General features: G+C 73.4%; 12 protein-coding genes and 1 pseudogene. 11 read left to right on the top strand and 2 right to left on the bottom strand.

From position 1 onward, the window contains the following. Positions 1-27: 27 nt before the first annotated feature. Positions 28-528, bottom strand: a complete 501-nt coding sequence (locus ACFXOZ_RS34800) for a hypothetical protein (protein WP_380593887.1) — start codon at positions 526-528, stop codon at positions 28-30. Positions 529-536: 8 nt separating this feature from the next. Continuing rightward, a complete protein-coding gene (locus ACFXOZ_RS34795; protein WP_380528989.1) occupies positions 537-1,472 on the bottom strand; it encodes a class I SAM-dependent methyltransferase in 936 nt (311 codons plus the stop codon). Positions 1,473-1,572: 100 nt separating this feature from the next. Between ACFXOZ_RS34795 and ACFXOZ_RS34790 the strand changes: the two genes are divergently transcribed. The 11 genes and pseudogenes from ACFXOZ_RS34790 to ACFXOZ_RS34740 all read left to right on the top strand — a co-directional run bounded on the left by ACFXOZ_RS34790 (position 1,573) and on the right by ACFXOZ_RS34740 (position 15,796). After that, complete coding sequence (locus ACFXOZ_RS34790) at positions 1,573-2,097, top strand: TIGR00730 family Rossman fold protein (protein WP_375891543.1); 525 nt, start codon at positions 1,573-1,575, stop codon at positions 2,095-2,097. A 13-nt stretch (positions 2,098-2,110) separates the two neighbouring features. Beyond that, complete coding sequence (locus tag ACFXOZ_RS34785; RefSeq protein WP_380593885.1) at positions 2,111-2,800, top strand: SDR family oxidoreductase; 690 nt, start codon at positions 2,111-2,113, stop codon at positions 2,798-2,800. A 61-nt stretch (positions 2,801-2,861) separates the two neighbouring features. After that, positions 2,862-3,872: a methionine synthase gene (locus tag ACFXOZ_RS34780; protein ID WP_380528986.1), complete on the top strand. Its 1,011-nt coding sequence runs from the start codon at positions 2,862-2,864 to the stop codon at positions 3,870-3,872. Positions 3,873-3,891: 19 nt separating this feature from the next. Continuing rightward, positions 3,892-6,180, top strand: a complete 2,289-nt coding sequence (gene ligA, locus ACFXOZ_RS34775; protein ID WP_380593883.1) for an NAD-dependent DNA ligase LigA — start codon at positions 3,892-3,894, stop codon at positions 6,178-6,180. A gap of 385 nt (positions 6,181-6,565) precedes the next feature. Then, positions 6,566-8,317, top strand: a pseudogene (locus ACFXOZ_RS34770) (putative bifunctional diguanylate cyclase/phosphodiesterase); the annotation flags it as partial. A 196-nt stretch (positions 8,318-8,513) separates the two neighbouring features. Beyond that, a complete protein-coding gene (gatC, locus tag ACFXOZ_RS34765; protein WP_030057414.1) occupies positions 8,514-8,810 on the top strand; it encodes an Asp-tRNA(Asn)/Glu-tRNA(Gln) amidotransferase subunit GatC in 297 nt (98 codons plus the stop codon). 5 nt (positions 8,811-8,815) lie between these two features. Beyond that, on the top strand, positions 8,816-10,309 hold the full coding sequence (gene gatA, locus ACFXOZ_RS34760) for an Asp-tRNA(Asn)/Glu-tRNA(Gln) amidotransferase subunit GatA (protein ID WP_380396893.1): 1,494 nt from the start codon (positions 8,816-8,818) through the stop codon (positions 10,307-10,309). Positions 10,310-10,314: 5 nt separating this feature from the next. Continuing rightward, positions 10,315-10,599, top strand: coding sequence for a hypothetical protein (locus tag ACFXOZ_RS34755; protein ID WP_380593891.1), 285 nt, complete (start codon positions 10,315-10,317; stop codon positions 10,597-10,599). Positions 10,600-10,682: 83 nt separating this feature from the next. Next, positions 10,683-12,191 (top strand): Asp-tRNA(Asn)/Glu-tRNA(Gln) amidotransferase subunit GatB, encoded by a 1,509-nt coding sequence (gatB, locus tag ACFXOZ_RS34750; RefSeq protein ID WP_380528980.1) that lies wholly within the window; start codon positions 10,683-10,685, stop codon positions 12,189-12,191. A gap of 264 nt (positions 12,192-12,455) precedes the next feature. Next, positions 12,456-12,614: a hypothetical protein gene (locus ACFXOZ_RS34745; protein ID WP_375891549.1), complete on the top strand. Its 159-nt coding sequence runs from the start codon at positions 12,456-12,458 to the stop codon at positions 12,612-12,614. A gap of 134 nt (positions 12,615-12,748) precedes the next feature. Beyond that, positions 12,749-15,796: a helix-turn-helix transcriptional regulator gene (locus ACFXOZ_RS34740; protein ID WP_380593881.1), complete on the top strand. Its 3,048-nt coding sequence runs from the start codon at positions 12,749-12,751 to the stop codon at positions 15,794-15,796. Positions 15,797-16,095: the final 299 nt, after the last annotated feature.

Raw genomic sequence — 16,095 nt, 5'->3', positions numbered from 1 at the left:
CCGGGCCCCCCGGTCACAGCGGGCCCCTCACTGCACCTGCCGGTACCAGCGCCGGTGCACCAGGGGTTCGACGCCCAGCATGGCGGTGCCCGCGATCGCGCCGACCAGCAGGCCGGACGCACCGCCGCCGCCCAGGACCGCGCCGAGGCAGGCGGCGGCGACGGCGAGCGGGCGCAGCAGGGTGAGCGGGCCGAGGCCGATGACCATGGCGAGCGTGCTGGCGCGGAACGGCAGGGCGAAGTAGGCGGCGAGGGAGAGCAGTACGGCGCCGGCGTAGGGGACGAGCGGGAGCAGGTACCCGTCGCCGCCGGCGGCCAGGGCGGCGTAGGCCCCGGCCCGGTCGGTCGCCGTCAGCAGCAGCAGGGCGGCGGTCAGCGCGGGGGCGAGCAGCAGGAGGGCCCCGACGGCCAGCCCGCGCAGGGCGGCCCGGGCCGCGGCCCGGTGTTTGCGGATGCGGGCGTCGCGTCCGGCGTAGGCGCGGAAGCCGCTGCACGTCGCGTCGACCAGGCCGAGGAACGCGAGGGGCACGGCGGGCGTCATCGGGTGGCCCCGGCGAGGTGCTCCGGGCCCACCAGGCGGCGGGCGGCCCGGCCGAGGGTCCGGCGCAGCGGCGCCTCCAACGGTGGGCGCACACCGATGACCGGGCGCAGCGTGGTGCAGAACGGGTTCGACAGGCCGCGCGGTTCGTACACCAGCGCGCGCATCCCGGGTGCCGAGGCGGCGCGCAGCAGCAGTTCGTCGCTGTGCGCGCGCAGCGCGGAGACGACGCCGTCGTGGCGGCCGAGCGGGTGGCGCATCCGGGCGAGGTGGAAGATCCAGGCGCCGACGGGCGCCAGTCGGGTCGAGGCGATGTCGAAGTGGCAGAAGGCGAGTGCCGGTGAGGCGGCCTGGGCCCGGAAGAACTCGGTCAGGGCCGGGCCACGGAAGTGGTGGAGGACGCCGGTGGAGACGTAGACCGTTGCGGCCTCCGGCAGTTCGAAGGCGTTCCCGTGCACGAAACGGCAGTCGAGTCCCTCGGCGCGGGCGAGGCGCTCCGCCTCGCCGACCAGCGCGGCGTTGAGGTCGACCCCGACCAGTTCGACGTCGGGGCCCAGGGCGTCGGTGGCCGCCAGCCAGCGGACCAGGTAGCCGAGACCGCACCCGATGTCGACCAGGCGGTACGGCCCGGGCTGCCCGGTGGCCGTCCGGATCGCGGTGAAGAGCGGACCGAGGACGTGGACCAGGCGTTCGCCGATGCGCAGTTCCTCGCTCAACTGCTGGAGTTCGGTGTGCACGCTGATCAGCAGGCGGTCCACGGCACCGGGGTCGAGTGCGCCGTCCCGGTCGGTGGGCAGCCCGGCGACGATCCGGGCCGCGCGCCCGTCGCCGCTCTCGCGCAGCTGCCGGACGACGTCGTCGCGCCGGACCGGGAGCCGTCGGCCGTCGCGCGGGTCCACGGCCGTGATCAGGTCGGATATCTCGAGGTGGCGCACGGACAGCACCCTAGGGGTTGCGGGGAGTCGTCGGTGAGGAGGGAGCCGGGGGTAAAGCCCGTGAGCGGCGGCGGGCGGACGTGATAGACCGGACGGCATCATGAACATTTGCGTCTTCTGCTCCGCGTACTCGCTCGACGACCGCTACTCCGCCCCCGCCGCCGAATTCGCCCGGCTGCTCGGGGAGGGCGGGCACACCCTGGTCTGGGGCGGCTCCAACGCCGGCCTGATGGGCCTGCTCGCCGACGAGGTGAAGGCGGCCGGCGGCCGACTCGTCGGCGTGCTGGTCGAGATGCTCAGGCACAAGGGATACGACGGCGCCGACGAGCTGGTGATGACCGCCGATCTGGCCGAGCGCAAGCGGGAGTTGGCCGCCCGGGCGGACGCCGTCGTGGTGCTGGTCGGCGGGCTGGGCACGATGGACGAGGTCACCGAGGTGCTGGAGCTCAAGAAGCACGGGATCTTCGACAAGCCGGTCGTCCTGCTGGACACCGAGGGCTTCTACACGGGCCTGCGCACCCAGCTGGAGCGGATGGACGCCGAGGGCTTCCTGCCGCGGCCGCTGGCCGAGCTGGTCGGCTTCGCCGACACGCCGGCCGAGGTCTTCGCGCTGCTCAAGGCCTGAGAGGATCGGGACCATGGCTGCACACCTGATCACCGGTGCCGGTTCCGGCATCGGCGCCGTCCTGACCGAGAAGCTCGCCGAGCGCGGGGACGAACTCTGGCTGCTCGCCCGGGACGCCCGGCGGGCCGGCGAGCTGCGGGACCGCTTCCCCGGTGCCCGCACCCTGGTCGGCGACCTCGGCGACCCCGCCAAGCTGTCCTGGGCCTTCGGGCACCAGGCCCTGCCCGTCGAGCTGGACTCCGTCCTGCACGTGGCCGGCGCGGTGGAGCTGGGCACGGTGGGCGACCTGCCGGTGAAGGCCTGGCAGGACACCCTGAACGTCAACCTGGTCGCCCCCGCCGAGCTGACCCGGCTGCTGCTGCCCTCGCTGCGCCTGGCCAAGGGCCACGTGGTGTTCGTCAACTCCGGCGCCGGCCTCACCGCCCACGCCGAGTGGTCGGCGTACGCGGCCAGCAAGCACGGGCTCAAGGCGCTCGCCGACGCGCTGCGCCAGGAGGAGCACGGGAACGGTGTGCGGGTCACCTCGGTCTACCCGGGCCGCACCGCCACCGCGATGCAGGCCAAGGTGCACCAGCAGGAGGGCAAGGAGTACGACGCCGCCCGCTGGATCGAGCCGGAGTCCGTCGCGAAGGCCGTCCTGGCGGCCCTGGACGCCTCCCGGGACGCCGAGGTCACCGACATCACCGTCCGCCCCGGCCGCTGACCGGCGGCGCTGACCGGGACACCGGCGAACGTCGGCGGCGCCGCGCACTAGGCTCGGACGGGTGAGCACCGGACACCCCTTCCCCGACCTGCGCGGCGCCGCCACCGGCGTCGGCTCGCTGCCCGGCACCGACGCCCGGGAGGCCGCCAGGACCTCCACCGGGGCGCTGGAGCAGCTGCCGTTCCTGCCCGAACTGCCCGCCCGCGGGCCGGGCGCCGACATGATCGGCCGCAGCGCCGGCCTGCTGGTCGAGCTCTTCGCGCAGACCGAGCCCAGCGGCTGGCGGTTCGCCGACCGCCCCGGCCGGGACACCCGCCGCGCCCACTCCTGGCTCGGCGAGGACCTGGACGCCCTGGAGGAGTACACCCAGGGGTACCGGGGGGCGCTCAAGCTCCAGGCCGTCGGCCCCTGGACGCTGGCGGCCGCCATCGAGCTCAAGCACGGCGAGAAGGCGCTCGCCGACCCCGGCGCCTGCCGGGACGTCGCCGGCTCGCTCACCGAGGGGCTGCGCCGCCACCTCGCCGAGGTCCGCAAGCGCGTGCCGGGGGCCGAGGTGGTGCTCCAGCTGGACGAGCCCTCGCTGCCCGCCGTGCTGGCCGGGTCGGTGCGGACCGCCAGCGGCTTCCAGCGGCTGCGCGCCGTCGACCGGCAGGTCGCCGAGGAGGTGCTGCGCGAGCTGATCCGCGGCCTGGACGCGCCGGTCGTGGTGCACTCCTGCGCGCCGGAGGTGCCGGTGCCGCTGCTGCGCCGGGCCGGAGTCGCCGGGATCTCGCTGGACTTCTCCCTCCTCACCGAGCGCCAGGACGACGACCTGGGCGAGGCGGTGGAGGGCGGCACGGCGATCCTCGCCGGTGTCGTGCCCTCCGTTGACCAGGCGGTGTCCGACCCGGCCGGTAGTGTCCAGGGGATCAGGACCTTGTGGCGCAGGCTCGGGTTCGCTCCGGAGCTGCTGGGCCGCCGCGTGCTGGTGACGCCGACCTGCGGGCTCGCCGGGGCCTCCCCTGCCTACGCGCGCACGGCGCTGCAGCTCGCTGCGCGGGCGGCGCAGAGCCTGGTGGACAACCCGGAATGAGAACGTAGGAGGGCTTGCGGTGACGGCTGTCGAGGGCTGGGAGGACGTCCCGGCGGAGGTGCGCCGGCGGCACGCCGAGCTGGCGCAGGAGATCACCGACCACCGCGCCCGGTACTACGAGCAGGACGCGCCGGTCGTCAGCGACGCCGAGTTCGACGCGCTGATGCGCGAACTGGAGGAGCTGGAGGCCGAGCACCCGGCCCTGGTGACGCCGGAGTCGCCGACCCAGCGGGTCGGCGGCGCCCCCACCGCGCTGTTCGCCGCCGTCGAGCACCGCGAGCGGCTGCTCAGCCTGGACAACGCGATGGACGACGAGGAGCTCGGCGCCTGGGCGGACCGGGTCGCCACCGAGCTGCACGGCATCGAGTACCACTACCTGTGCGAGCTCAAGGTGGACGGCCTGGCCGTCAACCTCACCTACGAGAACGGCCAGTTGGTGCAGGCGGCGACCCGCGGCGACGGCCGGGTCGGCGAGGACATCACCGCCAACGTCCGCACCATCAAGGAGATCCCGCACCGGCTCAAGGGCGACGACCTCCCGGCGCTGGTGGAGATCCGCGGCGAGGTCTACTTCCCGACCGAGGAGTTCGACGCGCTCAACGCCTCGTTCGCGGCGGAGAACGAGCGCCGTCGGCAGGAGAACGAGGAGCGTGCCGAGGAGGGCAAGCGGCCCCGGGCGATGATCCGGCTGTTCATGAACCCCCGCAACGCCGCCGCCGGTTCGCTGCGCCAGAAGGACCCGCACGTCACCGCCTCCCGCCCGCTGCACATGGTGGTGCACGGCATCGGCGCCCGGGTCGGCTTCGACATCGACAACCAGTCGCACGCCTACCGGCTGCTGCACGACTGGGGTCTGCCCACCGCCCGGCACAACAAGGTGGTCGGCACGCTGGCCGACGTGCGCGCCTTCATCAAGTACTTCGGCGAGCAGCGGCACTCGGTCGAGCACGAGATCGACGGCGTCGTGGTCAAGGTGGACGAGATCGCCCTCCAGGGCCGGCTCGGCGCCACCTCCAAGTCCCCGCGCTGGGCGATCGCCTGGAAGTACCCGCCGGAGGAGGTCACCGGCAAGCTGGCCGAGATCAAGGTCGGCGTCGGGCGCACCGGCCGGGCCACCCCGTACGCGGTGCTGGCCGAGCCGGTGAAGGTGGCCGGCTCGATGGTGCAGTACGCGACGCTGCACAACCAGGACGTGGTCAAGGCCAAGGACGTCCTGCTCGGCGACACCGTGGTGCTGCGCAAGGCCGGTGACGTCATCCCGGAGATCCTCGGCCCGGTCTACGACCTGCGGGACGGCACCGAGCAGGCCTTCGTGATGCCCTCGCACTGCCCGGAGTGCGCCGCCGAGCTGCGCCCGATGTCCGAGGGGGACATCGACCTGCGCTGCCCGAACGCCCAGCACTGCCCGGCCCAGATCCGGGAGCGGATCGCCTTCCTCGGCGGCCGGCAGTGCCTGGACGTCGAGGGGCTGGGCTACGTCGCGGCGACCGCGCTGACCCAGCCGCTGGAGCCGGCCGAGGCCCCGGTGCACAACGAGGGGGACGTCTTCGGGCTGACGGCGGAGCAGCTGCTGCCGATCAAGGTGCTGGTGCGCGACCAGAAGACCGGCATGCCCAAGCTGGACGACCGGACGGGCAAGGAGAAGGAGGTCTTCTTCTTCGCCACGACCAAGGGCGAGCCGAAGAAGTCGCTGCAGACCCTGCTGGACAACCTGGAGGGGGCGAAGGACCGCCCGCTCTGGCGCTTCCTGAACGGCCTGTCGATCCGGCACGTGGGCCCGGTGGCGGCGCAGGAGCTGGCGCGCGAGTTCCGTGACCTGGACCGGGTCTTCTCGGCCACCGAGGAGGAGTTGGCGGCGGTCGAGGGCGTGGGCCCGACCATCGCCCGCTCGATCCGGGAGTGGTTCGAGGAGGAGTGGCACCGGGAGATCCTGGAGAAGTGGCGGGCCGCCGGGGTCCGCTTCGTCGAGGAGTTCGCGGACGAGGAGGAGGCGGAGCGCCCGCTGGAGGGCCTGACCGTGGTCGTCACCGGGACGCTGGCGGGCCACACCCGGGACGGCGCCAAGGAGGCGCTGACCTCGCGTGGAGCGAAGGTGACCGGTTCGGTTTCGAAGAAGACCGACTTCGTGGTCGCCGGTGATAACCCAGGGTCCAAGTATGACAAGGCAGTTCAGCTCGGCCTGCCGGTCCTGGACGACGCGGGCTTCGCGGTGCTGCTCGCCGACGGACCGTCTGCCGCCCGCGCCCACCTGGGACTTCCGGAGCCCGCCGCGGCGGAGGAGGCCGTCGAGGCACCCGCGGAGGGCTGACCCCGGGCGGACCCGGGCGGCCGCCGGCCGGATCCGGGTTGTTATCGTCCTGATGCGGCGTCACCGGGTGCCGCCCGGTGAAAGCGGGCATTGTGTCACTGTGCGACACCCGGGCGCGGTGGCGCGTTTCCGGTTGTCCGAAAGTCTGCCCACCGGGGAGACCCCGGCATACCCTGGAGCGCAACAGAGTGTCAGCAGGGGTGGGGGCACCGGCCGAGCCGGTGCTCCTCGGGGTCGCTCCATGCCCGGCAGCTGTCGGTACCGGCACGGTGCCTCACCGTAAGGCGGCCTGACGGGGCGGGCCCGACGGAGGACAGGGCTTATGGATCGTTCGACCGGCGGCGCGCCCACACGCCCGCCGCAGGGGGTGGCAGGTGCGGTCCTGCTGCTCGGCGTGCTGCTGGCCGGAGCCGCGCCGCTCATCCCGCTGGCCGTCCTGGTCTACCGGTTCGAACCCGAACTGCTGCCGCTGTTCGCGGTACCGCTGGCCGTCCTGGTGGCGGCCTGGCGGATCGCCCGGGACCGGGCCCGCGACCAGCTGACCGATCCCCTGACGGATCTGCCCAACCGTCAGGCCTTGCTGCTGGCCGCCCAGGAGGCGATCGTCGAGCGCGAGGAAGGGTACAGCGTCGGTCTCATCCTGCTTGACCTCGACCGCTTCCGATCACTCAACGACACACTTGGTCATACGGCCGGTGACCGCCTCCTGGTTCACATCGCCCGCCGACTGCACCGGGCGCTGCGTTCCGGCGGCCCGGCCGGCAGCGCCACCCGGGAGTCCATCGACGACGTCTTCGCCGGCCTGCCCCGGCACTACCGGCGCGGACGCCCCATGGTGGCCCGGATGGGCGGCGACGAGTTCGCCGTCCTGCTCCCCGGCATCAACTGCCCCGACAGCCTGGAGCGGGTCGCCAAGGCCCTGATCGCCGAACTCGCCGCGCCGATCCGGCTGGACGGCCTGCTGCTGGTGCTGGAGGCCAGCGCCGGCGTCTGCGTCTACCCGCAGGGCGCCCAGGACGCCGAGTCGCTGCTGCGCCGCGCCGACGTGGCGATGGGCCACGCCCAGCGCGAGTGCAGCGGGGTCGCCCAGTACGACGAGACCCAGGACGCCGACACCCCGTACCGGATCGGCCTGCTCGGGGACCTCCGCCGGGCCCTGGAGACCGGCGAGGTGCAGCTGCACTACCAGCCGAAGGTGGCCTTCGACGGCCGGGTGGTCGGCCTGGAGGCCCTGCTGCGCTGGGAGCGGCCCGGACAGGGGAAGGTCTCCCCGGACGAGTTCGTCGGGCTCGCCGAGTCCAGCGGACTGATGCCCCGGCTCACCGACTACGTGCTGGAGGCGGCGGTCGGCCAGCTCGCCTACTGGCGCGAGCAGGGCCTCCAGGTGCAGGTCGCGGTCAACGTCTCGCCGCGCGACGTGCTCAACCCCGGCTTCGCCCAGCGCGTCGCCGGGCACCTGGTCCGCCACCAGGTGCCGGCCCACGCGCTCCAGCTGGAGATCACCGAGCGGCTGCTGCTGGACGACTCCCGGCGCGCCGCCGACACCCTGGCGGAACTGCGCGGCTACGGCGTCGGGATGTCCCTGGACGACTTCGGCACCGGGCACTCCTCGCTGGTGCGGCTGCGCAGCCTGCCGGTCGGCGAGCTCAAGATCGACCGTTCCTTCGTCTCCCGGATGGTCGCCGACGACCACGACGCGGCGGTGGTCCGCTGCTCGGTCGAGCTGGCCCACTCGCTCGGCCTGACCGTGGTCGCCGAGGGCGTCGAGGACGACGAGACCTGGGAGCGGCTGCACTGCATGGGCGTGGACGCCGTCCAGGGCTGGCTGGTGTCCGCCGCGCTGCCCGCCGAGCAGGCCACCGCCTGGCTGCGGGTGCACCGCACCACCGGCGCCCCGACGGTGGAGCGGCTCGGCGCGCCGCCGCAGCTCCCGTCGATCATCAAGCCGGTCGACCGCGCCGCCGCGGTCAAGCCGGCCGACCGACCGTCCCCGCTGTCGCCGGTGCGGCCGCCGACCCTCCCGCCGGTGCTGCCGCCCGCCCTGCAGGCCGGGCAGCGCGGCCAGGCGCTGCCCGCCGCGCAGGTCGGCTTCCAGACGCCGGGCGCGCAGGGTTGGGCCCGTACCGGGCCGCAGTAGCGGCGGGGGTGACGGGGGCGACGGGGACGGTAACGGGGCCGCAGGTCCACTCGTTGGCCGGTGGCCGGGCCGGGCCCCATAGGATGGGGTCCAAAGACCACGAGGACGGAGCGCCGAACCCGGCTGCTCCTGCCCGGGCCCGGCACCGCCGCAGGCGTCGCCGGGTCTCACCAGAACTCACCCTGAGGATCGCTGCATGCCTGGCATCACGCGCGAGGAGGTCGCCCACCTCGCCCGGCTGTCGCGTCTTGAGCTGAAGCCCGAAGAGCTGGACCACTTCGCCGAGCAGCTCGACGTGATCATCGGCGCGGTCGCCCGCGTTTCCGAGGTCGCCGGACAGGACGTCCCGCCGACCTCCCACCCGCTGCCGCTGACCAACGTCATGCGCGCGGACGAGGTGCGACCGTCGCTGACCCCGGAGCAGGCGCTGTCCGGCGCCCCCGCCGCCGAGGAGCAGCGTTTCCGTGTGCCGCAGATCCTCGGGGAGGACTGACCGAGATGACCGAGCTGATCAAGTACACCGCGGCCGAGACCGCGGGCGCCATCGCCAAGGGCGAGGTCTCCGCCGTCGAGGTCGCCCAGGCGCACCTGGACCGCATCGAGGCCGTCGACAAGAAGGTCAACGCCTTCCTGCACGTCGACACCGAGGGCGCGCTGGCCGCCGCCAGGGCCGTCGACGACAAGCGCGCCAAGGGCGAGGAGCTGGGCCCGCTGGCCGGCGTCCCGCTCGCGCTCAAGGACGTCTTCACCACCAAGGGCATCCCGACCACCTGCGGGTCCAAGATGCTCGAGGGCTGGATCCCGCCCTACGACGCCACCCTGACCACCCGTCTCAAGGACGCGGGCGTGGTCATCCTCGGCAAGACCAACATGGACGAGTTCGCGATGGGCTCCTCCACCGAGAACTCGGCCTACGGCCCGACCGGCAACCCGTGGGACCTCACCCGCATCCCGGGCGGCTCCGGCGGCGGTTCGGCCGCCGCGCTGGCCGCCTTCGAGGCCCCGCTGGCGATCGGCACCGACACCGGCGGCTCGATCCGCCAGCCCGGCGCCGTCACCGGCACCGTCGGCGTCAAGCCGACCTACGGCTCGGTGTCCCGCTACGGCCTGGTCGCCTTCTCCAGCAGCCTGGACCAGGGCGGCCCGTGCGCCCGCACGGTGCTGGACGCGGCCCTGCTGCACGAGGCCATCGCCGGCCACGACCCGCTGGACTCCACCTCGATCGACGCGCCCGTCCCGGCCGTGGTCGAGGCCGCGAGGATGCGCGACGTCCGCGGCATGCGGATCGGCGTCGTCAAGGAGTTCGCCGGCGAGGGCTACCAGACCGGCGTGATGCAGCGCTTCGACGAGTCGGTGGAGCTGCTGCGCGAGCTGGGCGCCGAGGTCGTCGAGGTGTCCTGCCCGTCCTTCACCCTGGCGCTGCCGGCGTACTACCTGATCGCGCCGTCGGAGTGCTCCTCCAACCTGGCCCGCTTCGACGCCATGCGCTACGGCCTGCGGGTCGGCGACGACGGCTCGCGCTCGGCCGAGGAGGTCACCGCGCTGACCCGCGAGGCCGGCTTCGGCGACGAGGTCAAGCGCCGCATCATCCTGGGCACCTACGCCCTCTCCTCGGGCTACTACGACGCCTACTACGGCTCGGCCCAGAAGGTCCGCACGCTCATCTCGCGGGACTTCGACGCCGCCTTCGCCGGTGTGGACGTGCTGGTCTCGCCGACCACGCCGACCACCGCCTTCCCGATCGGCGAGCGCGCCGACGACCCGATGGCGATGTACCTGGCCGACCTGTGCACGATCCCGTCCAACCTGGCGGGCAACGCGGCCATGTCGCTGCCGGTCGGCCTGGCGCCGGAGGACAATCTCCCGGTCGGCCTGCAGATCATCGCTCCCGCGATGGCGGACGACCGCCTGTACCGCGTGGGCGGCGCCGTCGAGGCCGCGCTCAACGACAAGTGGGGGCACACCCTGCTGGAGGAGGTACCGGCACTGTGAGCAAGATCGAGAAGGCCAAGGCCCCGAGCTCCGTCAAGGCCCCGGGCTCCGTCAAGGCCCAGAGCTCCCTCAAGGGGTTCAAGCACAGCAAGCCCGGGCTGTGGCTGTCCATCGGCACCAGCGCGTTCGGTGCGATCTCCGTGGTCAAGGACGTCCGCAAGGCGCGCGAGGAGAGCGACACCCTCAAGCTGGTCAACGCCCTGGTCGGCGCCGCCGCGCTGATCACCGGCACCGCCCTGCTGGTGCGCGAGCTGCGTCAGCTCGCCTCCGACGACGTGCTGCTGGGCTGAGTCGATCCGAGCGCCCCGGCCCGGCCCCGCGCGATGCGGCGGCCGGGCCCGTACCTCCCAAGCTTCAAGTGAGAAGGGACGCTGTGAGCGTCATGAACCTGGTCTCCTACGAGGACGCTCTCGCGTCGTACGACCCGGTGATGGGCCTTGAGGTCCACGTCGAGCTGGGTACCAAGACCAAGATGTTCTGCGGTTGCTCGACCGAGCTGGGCGCCGAGCCGAACAGCCAGACCTGCCCGACCTGCCTGGGCCTGCCGGGCTCGCTCCCGGTGGTCAACGCGATCGGCGTGGAGTCGGCAGTCAAGATCGGCCTCGCGCTGAACTGCGAGATCGCCGAGTGGTGCCGGTTCGCGCGGAAGAACTACTTCTACCCGGACATGCCCAAGAACTTCCAGACCTCGCAGTACGACGAGCCGATCGCCTTCAACGGCTACCTCGACGTGCAGCTGGAGGACGGCACGACCTTCCGGGTGGAGATCGAGCGCGCCCACATGGAGGAGGACACCGGCAAGTCCAGCCACGTCGGCGGCGCCACCGGTCGCATCCACGGGGCCACCCACTCGCTGCTCGACTACAACCGGGCCGGCATCCCGCTGATCGAGATCGTCACCAAGCCGATCGTCGGCGCCGGCGAGCGCGCCCCCGAGGTCGCCAAGGCCTACGTGGCCGAGCTGCGCGAGCTGATCAAGGCGCTGGGCGTCTCCGAGGCCCGGATGGACAAGGGCCAGATGCGCTGCGACGTCAACCTGTCGCTGCGCCCGAACGGCACCGAGACCTTCGGCACCCGCTCGGAGACCAAGAACGTCAACTCCCTGCGCAGCGTGGAGCGGGCCGCCCGGTTCGAGATCCAGCGGCACGCCACCGTGCTGACCGACGGCGGCACCATCGTCCAGGAGACCCGTCACTTCCACGAGGAGGACGGCTCCACCACCTCGGGCCGGATCAAGGACAACGCCGAGGACTACCGCTACTTCCCCGAGCCGGACCTGGTGCCGGTGGCCCCCGCCCGGGCGTGGGTCGAGGAGCTGCGGGCCGGGCTGCCGGAGCTGCCGCGGGTGCGCCGCGCCCGGCTGCAGGCCGAGTGGGGCCTGACCGACAAGGACATGCAGTCGGTGCTCAACGCCGGTGCGGTGGAGCCGATCCAGGAGACCATCGCGGCCGGCGCCCCCGCCGACCAGGCCCGCAAGTGGTGGATGGGCGAGCTGGCCCGTCGCGCCAACGAGACCGGTACCGAGCTGAGCGAGCAGCCGATCACCCCGGCGCAGGTCGCCCGGGTCACCGCGCTGGTCGCCGAGGGCAAGCTGAACGACAAGCTGGCCCGCCAGGTCATCGAGGCCGTGCTGGCCGGCGAGGGCGAGCCGGACGAGGTCGTCGAGAAGCGCGGCCTGGCCGTGGTCTCGGACGACTCCGCGCTGGGCGCCGCGGTCGACCAGGCCATCGCCGAGAACGAGGCGATCGCCGCCAAGATCCGCGACGGCAAGGTCGCCGCCGTGGGTGCGCTGGTCGGCGCGGTCATGAAGGCCACCCGTGGCCAGGCGGACGCGGCCCGGGTCAAGGACCTGATCCTGGAGAAGCTGGGCGTCTCGGCCTGAGTCACCTGAGAAGGCTCGGCGGCCTAGGCCGTCAAGCCCGCCTTCCTAAGGCGCCTAAGGCGTCTAAGGCCCCCTAAGTAAGGCCTAAGGCCCCGTCTCACCTACGTATCTAGGTGAGACGGGGCCTTAAACCTTTTCTGGCGCCGAATCTAAGGCGCTCGGCCTTCGGAAGATGGGGCACGCTCCCGATGTGGCACCCCCCACTGGGGGAGGAAGCTCTTACATGTCAGGGAAACGAAGGCGAAACCCCAGGGGGAACCCGAAGTGATCGAGTACCAGCTCATCCAGCAGCACGCCCACGAGCTCGAAGCCCGCGCCGAGCACGAGCGTCTGGTCCGCGAGGCCAAGCAGGTCGCCCGGCTGCGCCGCCGTCCGGTGGCCGCCCGCTTCCAGCGTCGCCCCGTGCGTCAGACGGAATGCTGACGACCCGGCACCAGGACGGTGCCGATGCAGTTCCGGAGGGGGAGGCGCCGCGGGGGAGCGCCTTCCCCTCCGGGCGTTCGCCCCGCGAGATAACCCCTCTCACCAGTGGCTCCGGCTATGGCATGCTCGCCTCCATGCAGCAGATATCGGTGAGTCCCGTCTTCGTCGGCCGCGGCAGCGAGATCACCGAACTGACCGACGCGCTGCGCCGGGCGGGCACCGGCAGCCCGCAGGCCGTGCTGATCGGCGGCGAGGCCGGGATCGGCAAGACCCGGCTGCTGGAGGAGTTCCTCCAGCGGGCCGCCGACGGGGGAGCGGTCACCACGCTCGGCAGCTGTCTGGAGGTCGGCGCCGAGGGCCTGCCCTACGCGCCGCTCGCCGCCGCGTTGCGCCGGCTGCACCGCGCGCTGGGCGCCGAGTTCGAGGCGGCCGCGGCCGGCAGCGAGGGCCATCTCGCCCGGCTGCTCTCCGAGTTCGGCGAGGGGGACGGCGAACCCAACGACGAGTACGGCCGGGCCCGACTGTTCGAGCACACCGCAAGACTGTTCGAACGGTTCGGCGCGGAACGTACCCTCGTGTTCGCCGTGGAGGACCTGCACTGGTCCGACCGCTCCACCCGCGAACTGCTCGCCTTCCTGGTGCGCACCCTGCACCGCTCCCGGGTGCTGCTGGTCGCCACCTACCGCACCGACGACCTGCACCGCCGCCACCCGCTGCGCCCCTTCCTGGCCGAGCTGGAGCGGCTGCGCACCGTGCAGCGCCTGGAGCTGGAGCGCTTCGGCCGCCGCGAGGTCGCGGCCCAGCTGGCCGGCATCCTCGGCACGGGCGCCCCCGACCGCCAGCTGGTGGACCGGATCCTGCGCCGCTCGGAGGGGAACCCGTTCTTCGTCGAGGAGCTGGCCACCGCCTTCGAGGACGGCTGCGGCGCCGGCCTCACCGACTCGCTGCGGGACATCCTGCTGGTCCGGGTGGAGAGCCTGGACGAGGAGGCCCAGAAGGTGGTGCGGATCGCCGCCGAGGGCGGCTCGCACGTCGAACACGCCCTGCTGGCCGCCGTCCTGGCCGACGACGAGGAGGCGCTGATCGAGGCGCTGCGGGCGGCCGTCGGCGCCAACATCCTGCGCCCGGACAGCGAGGGCGAGGGCTACCGGTTCCGGCACGCGCTGGTCCGCGAGGCCGTCTCGGACGACCTGCTGCCCGGCGAACGGCACCGGATCAACCGCAAGTTCGCGCTCGCGGTGGAGGCCCGGCCGCAACTCGTCCCGGCCGACGCGCTGCCCGCCCGGCTGGCCAACTACTGGTACCACGCCCACGACCCGGCCCGGGCCCTGCCGACCGCCCTGGACGCCGCCCGCGCGGCCCGGCGCCGCAACGCCTTCGCCGAGCAACTCGGCATGCTGGAGCGGGGGTTGGAGCTGTGGGACCTGGTCTCCGAGGAGGTGCTGGCGCACACCCTGCGCCCGTACGACTGGGCCGAGACCTACCCGCCCGGCTCCTGCGACCACAGCCCCGCGGACGCGGACTGCGACCGGATCCAGCTGGTCGATGTGCTGGCCGAGGCGGTGGTCGCGGCCCGGCGCTGCGGCGACCGCGAGCGCGGGCTGAGCCTGGCCAAGCGCGGCATCCGGCTGGTCGACGAGGCCGAGCACCCGGTGCGCGCGGCCTGGTTCCGGATCAACCGGGCCCGGATGCTGGGCAACCTGCGCCGCTCCGGGGACGACGAGGAGATCACCCGCGCCCACCGGCTGGTGGAGCACCTGCCGCCGTCCGCGACCCAGGCCGAGGTGTTCGCCCTGGCCGCGGGCGTGGCGGTGGTCCGGGCGCCCCGCCTCGAACACCTCAAACTGGCCGAGCGGGCGATCGGGATCGCCCGGGAGGTCGGCGCCCACTCGGTCGAGGTGCACGCCCGGATGACCCTCGGCAGCCTGCGCTACGACCTGCTGGGCGACGCCGAGGGCGGGCTGGCCGAGCTGACGGCCGCGGTCGAGCGGGCCCGGGCGCTGGGCATCCCGGACCTCCTGCTGCGCGGCATCAACAACCTGGCCAGCATGCAGCGCGGACTGGGCCGGGCCGAGGAGGCCGTCCGACTGGCCCGGGAGGGGCTGGAGTTCGCGGACGGCAACGGGTTGCAGCGCAACATCGGCAACATCCTGACCGGCAACCTGGTCGAGGCGCTCGCCGACCTCGGGCAGGTGCGGGAGGCGGAGGAACTGCTCACCGCCAGCGAGCTGATCGGCCTGCCCGGCTCCCACGCGGAGTTCCTGGACCGGATGCGCGGCGACCTCGCCGTGCTGCGCGGGGACTTCGCGACTGCGGCGACCATGCTGGCGCAGGCCCGGTCGGCGAACCGTTTCGGCCAGGCGCAGCACAGCGTGCCGATCAGCCGCCTGGCGGTGCGGATCGCCGCGCACAACGGGCGGCCGCTGGACGCCCGGGCGGAACTGCTCGCCGCGCTCGCGGAGGACGGGCGGCTCGGTTACGAGTCCGACGTCTACCCGCTGCTGGTGGAGGCCGCCGGGGTGGAGGCGGACAGCCTGGGCGTGCCGGAGACCGGCGCGGGCCGGGCCGAGGCGCTGACCGCGATCGCCGCCGCGGCCACCCAGCTGCGGCCCCAGTCGCCGCTGCACCACGGCTGGGCCCGGCTGCTGGAGGCCGAGCTGGCCCGGGCCGCGGCCGCGGACACCACCGGGCAGTGGGCGGAGGCGGCCACCGAGCTGCGGTCGACCGGGCTGCCGTACCCGCTGGCACTCGCCCTGCTGCGCGGCGCCGAGGCCCAGGTGCGGGCCGGGCGGCGCGAGGCCGCGACCGAACTGCTGCGCGAGGCGGGCGAACTGGCGACCGCCCGGGGCGACCGGCCGCTCGCGGCCCAGGTCACCGCACTGGCGGAGCGCGCGGGGCTCACGCTGGCCCCGGTGGAGCGCCCGGCCGCGGCGGCGGGACCGGCCCCGGCGGTCGGGGACTCCTTCGGGCTCACCCCCCGTGAGCGGGACGTGCTCCGGCTGCTCGCCCGGGGCTGGACCAACCGGCAGATCGCCGAGGAGCTGTACATCTCTCCGAAGACCGCAAGCGTGCACGTGTCCAACATCCTGGGAAAGCTGGAGGTCGGCGGCCGTGGCGAGGCCGCCGCGCTGGCCCACCGGCTGCGGCTGTTCCCCGACGACCCGGCCCCCTCGGGCTGGTGAACCCGCAGGTCGCCGACCGTGTCCGAACGGTCGGCGGCCGGGGCCGCCCGGGTGGCCGGGCGCCGTTGCGTGCTCCCGTGCGCGCCGCGTGAGCCCCTGCCCGCGCGCCGCCGCCAACCGGGCCGATCGGTCGGAATCGGGTGCCTTTCCCCGCTCTGTCGCCATTACTCTAAGTTGAGTGTGCGTGTCATTGAGTGACGGAATTGGTGTAGGGTCCCGACCGGGAGCATCGGTGCGGTGCGGTGGCCGGACGGCCGCCCACCCCCTGGGCCGCCGTCCCGACGGGGCGCCAGGCCACC

It is taken from the genome of Kitasatospora sp. NPDC059160, assembly GCF_042755465.1.
GTDB lineage: Bacteria > Actinomycetota > Actinomycetes > Streptomycetales > Streptomycetaceae > Kitasatospora.
The sequence above is the reverse complement of the archived record's forward strand: the minus strand, read 5'-3'. Positions and strand labels throughout refer to the sequence as shown.